The 4,473-nt window shown below is 71.3% G+C and carries 2 protein-coding genes; one reads left to right on the forward strand and one right to left on the reverse strand.

The genetic code is table 11. The features are described 5' to 3' along the window. Nucleotides 1-1,988, reverse strand: a 1,988-nt coding sequence (locus HC022_RS19765) for an MG2 domain-containing protein (protein WP_254885187.1), incomplete at its 3' end; no start/stop codon positions are given. A 135-nt stretch (nucleotides 1,989-2,123) separates the two neighbouring features. Between HC022_RS19765 and HC022_RS19770 the strand changes: the two genes are divergently transcribed. Further along, nucleotides 2,124-4,473 (forward strand): PAS-domain containing protein (locus HC022_RS19770; RefSeq protein ID WP_167453565.1); only part of this gene is annotated, 2,350 nt, incomplete at its 3' end.

Consider the following 4,473-nt stretch of genomic DNA (forward strand, 5'->3'; position numbering starts at 1 on the left):
GAGGCCACCAGCGGCAGGTCGAAGACATGGCCACCCGCGACCCCCTCCCCCGAGGTGACGCGCAGATGCTCGACCCCGTCCGGGCGCGAGAGCACGGCGGTCACCGGCACGCCCTCGACCGCCTGCACCGCGGCATCGCGCAGGAGCGCCGTGGCGTGGATCGTCTCGCCGGCGCGGTAGGCGCCGCGGTCGGTGGCGAGGAAGGCATCGAGCGGCCCGCCCGGTGCGCGCCCCTCGACACCGCGGTCCGAAAGGTCGAAGGCTGGATCGGTCAGCGACAGGAAGGCGATGTCCTCATCGCCGCGCGCGGCGGTGACCAGCGCGGGCTCGGCGCCGCCGGTGCCGCGGGTCAGCCCCGCCTCGAACCGCGCCACGCCCTCGGGATCGGTGGTGACCACCGCCAGCGGGCGGTTGGAGCGCGACAGCAGCGTGACCTCGAGCCCCTCGAGCGGCGCCTCCGAGAGCGCCCGGGCAAACACGGTTAGCCCGTCGCTGCCGGCAAGGGTCGTGAGCCCGATGTCCGACAGAACGAACCACTGTGTGCCGCCCGGATCGTCGTATGGGTCGGCGTCGGGCACCCGCGCGGTGAGCGCGTAGATCCCGGCGGGCAGGTCACCCACCACCTCGCCCATCGGCAGGCGCGTCGTCACGTCGGCGTTGAGACGGTTCTCGACCTCGGCGCTGCCGGTCCAGATTTCCTCGGCCAGCTCCTCGCCGAAGCGGCGATCCTCCCAGCCGCTGAGCGGGCGCCCGAAATAGCTGTCCTGAATGGCGCGGATGAGGTTGCGGTCCGAGACCCGGCGCAGGGTCAGGTCGATCTCGGGCAGGTTCACCGTCTCGACCGGCAGCCCGGCATCGGCGGAACGCGGCAGCACGTAGGCACGGCCGGGGAAACGCACCGCGGGGGCGCGGTCGCGGACATAGGCGCTGATCGCCACGTCGCGGGCCAGCTCCTCGCCCTCGGCCGAGGGCAGCCCGGCGCGGAAGGTGAGCTCGTAGGTCTCGCCATGCGACAGGCCGGTGACGCAGATCCGCTGCTCGTCGGCAACGACCGCAAGGCGCGGATCCGGCAGCCGGACGTAGGGCGCGTAATCCTGTCCGGCGCGAACCAGCGGTTCGGAGAACTCGGCACAGATGCGCGGCGCGGCGCTGTCGGCCTCGACCACGTGGTCGGTGATGCGGAAGCCGTATTGCGCGATGGCCCGGTCCAGCGCCTGCGCAATGTCCTCGCGCGGGCCGAGACGCTCGGCCAGCCGCAGCGCCGGCACCATCAGGCGGCCGCGCCCCTCGGCCTCGAGCCCCTGAGACAGGAGCAGCAGCGCGCTCGCCCGCTGCGGCGCGGGATCGGCGCGCAGGTAGCCGTTGATCGCCGCCAGCACCGCGCGGCGCTGCAGCTCGTCGCGGTCCCGGGCGCTGTCAGCGGCAAGGCGCAGCGCCAGCGCGCCATAGTCGAGCCAGTGTGCCGCCGCGTCGCTCTGGGCCGCCGCCGCGCCGGCCCATTGCAGCGCATCGCGCAGCTCGCCCCGCGCCTCGGCATTGCGCGCGGCCTCGAGCAGCGCATCCACCGGCCACTGCCCCCCGGCGTGGCGCAGGCCCAGGGCCTGCGCCTCGTCCCGCGCGGCGACAAGGTCGCGCTGGTCGAGGAAGCCGAGGTCCTGCGCCCGGGTCGCGGCCGCCGCCACGACGCCCGGGTCGGCCGCCACCACCTCGGCCGAGACCGCGCCCTCGTAGGGGGTGCGCTCGGTGACCCCGGATTTCGGGAAGCAGGCGTTGGAGCGGCTGTTGAAGGTGAAGGCGCCGCAGGACGGGTCGTTCAGGCAGAGCGACTGGCAGGCCTCGAGCGTGGTGTCGAACAGGGGTTGCAGGTCACCGCCGTAGAAATCCATGTCGCGGCTGGCGACGATCCGGCGCTCGGGCACCGCCTCCTGTGCCATGAGGGACGTGGCAATACCCACACCTGCGACGACGGCGGCGATCAAACGACGCATTCTGCTAACTCCTCATGACAACTGCCCTATCGTGCCCGCCGGGCCTCGCCAAGGCAACGATTCCCGCGGTCGCGCTTAAGACGATCTTCACCAAGACCGCCTCATTCTGCCCCCAGTCAAGGAGGCTTCGGGGACATGAGTCTGACGGCACGGCTGGCCGAGGAGCGCCGCGCGCGGCTGGCGGCGGAGCGTCTGCTGGAACTCAAGCAGGCCGAGCTTTTTGCCGCCAACCGGAAGCTCAACAAGCATGCCCGCGCGCTGAGCAACGAGATCCACTCGACCCGCGCCGAGATCAGCGAGGTGCGGACCGAGAACCGGCGCGTGAAGTCCGCGCTCGGCGAGGCGCACGAGAAGATCGAGATGGTCGAGGGCCAGCTCTGGAAGGCCCTGCAATCCATGCGCGACGGCTTCGCGACCTTCAGCGCCGAGCGGATGATGGAGCTTGCCAACCCCGCCTATCTCGCCCCGTTCGAGGGGCTCGACACCATCGGGCCGGGTGCCAGCTACCGCCACGTGCTCGAGATGATGGTCGAAGAAGGCATCGTCGACCTGCAGGGCGAGCCGCGCCGGGCCTGGCACGAACGCATGACCGCGCGCTGGGACATGGACCCGATCCCCTCCGAAACGTTGCGGCTCTGGACCGGGCAGTTCATCAAGATGCAGGACCGGCGCCTGCCCGACGGCGGCGTGGTGTCGCTCTGCGTCGACATCACCGAGCTCATGCGCATGTGGTCCGCCCTCGAGGAGCTGCCCGACGGCTTCGTCATCTACGACGCCGAGGACCGGATGCTGATGTGCAACGAGCCCTACCGCGCGATCTACAAGGCCAGCGCCCCCGCCATCGTGCCCGGCGCCTCCTTCGAGGACATCCTGCGCTACGGGCTCGAACGCGGCCAGTACGCCGCCGCCGTCGGGCGCGAGGAAGACTGGCTCGAGGAACGGCTCTCGGCCCATCGCCACGCCAGCCACGAGATGGAGCAGCAGCTGGGCGACGGCCGCTGGCTGCGCATCTATGAGCGCCCGCTCCGCGACGGCGGCCGCGTCGGGCTGCGCATCGACATCACCGACGTCAAGGACACCCAGCGCGAGCTCGAGGAGGCCAGGATCCGGGCCGAGACCGCGAGCCGGGCGAAATCCTCCTTCCTCGCCAACATGAGCCACGAGATCCGCACCCCGATGAACGGCGTCGTGGGCATGGCGGAACTTCTGCGCGAATCCCCCCTCACCGACGAGCAGCGGCTCTACGTGGACACCATCCGCGGCTCGGGCGAGGCGCTGCTGGTGATCATCAACGACATCCTAGACTACTCGAAGATCGAGGCCGACAAGCTCAAGCTCAGCGCCGAGAGCTTCGATCTCGAACGCGCCGTGCACGAGGTGCTGCTGCTGCTCCAGCCCACCGCGCGCGAGAAAGGGCTCGAGATGCTGGCGGAATACGACATGTTCCTGCCGCAGCGGGTGGTCGGCGACCCCGGTCGGGTACGGCAGATCCTCACCAACCTCGTGGGCAACGCGGTGAAGTTCACCAACGAGGGGCACGTGCTGGTGCGGGTGCTGGGACTGCGGCACGCCCATGGCGCGCTCGACGTGCGCATCACCGTCGAGGACACCGGGGTCGGGGTGCCCGCCGACAAGATCGAGCACATCTTCGGCGAGTTCAACCAGGCCGAGGACGACCGCAACCGCCCCTTCGAGGGCACCGGGCTCGGCCTCGCGATTACCAAGCGGCTGGTCGAGATGATGGAGGGCGAGATCTGGGTGGAATCCGAGCCCGGTCAGGGCTCATGCTTCGGGCTGCGCATCCCGCTCGCCGTCGCCGCCCCCTCCGAGGAGGGCTGCGCCACCCTGCCGGAGGGGCTCGAAACCGTGCTGGTGGTCGAGGACCACGCGCTCAACAGCGCCATCCTCGCCCGCCAGCTCGAGACGCTGGGGCTCGTGGTCGCCACCTGCAAGACCGCCGAGGAGGCGCTCGACCGCATGGCCGAGCCGCCCGATCTGGTGATCGCCGAGCAGGAACTGCCCGACATGAGCGGGCTCGAACTGACGCGGCAACTGGCGCTGATGCAGCCGGGCCTGCCGGTGATCCTGCTGACCCCCGAGCCCGCCGGCCTCGCGGTGGCGGGGCGCGAGGCCGGGGCGCGGGCGGTGCTGCAAAAGCCGGCGCAGCGCAGCGCCCTGCTCGCGGCGCTGGAGACCGCGCTCGAACCGCCGCAGTCCGGCGCCGGATCCGAGGTGCAGCGCCCGGTGCCGGCCTTCCGCCACCGCCCCGTCACCGGCGCGAGCCCGCGGCCCCACCCGGCCGAGCGTCCGGTCGCAAGGCCGGCCCCGCGACCGCTCGACGTGCTGCTGGCCGAGGACAACCGCACCAATCAGCTGGTGTTTCGCAAGATGGTGCAGAAGCTCGGCCAGCCGCTGCGCCTGCGCTTCGCCGACAACGGCATCGAGGCGGTGCGCGCCTACCGGGGACAGCGGCCGGCCCTGATCT

The sequence above is a fragment of the Salipiger sp. HF18 genome, assembly GCF_011806505.1.
Classification (GTDB): domain Bacteria; phylum Pseudomonadota; class Alphaproteobacteria; order Rhodobacterales; family Rhodobacteraceae; genus Salipiger; species Salipiger thiooxidans.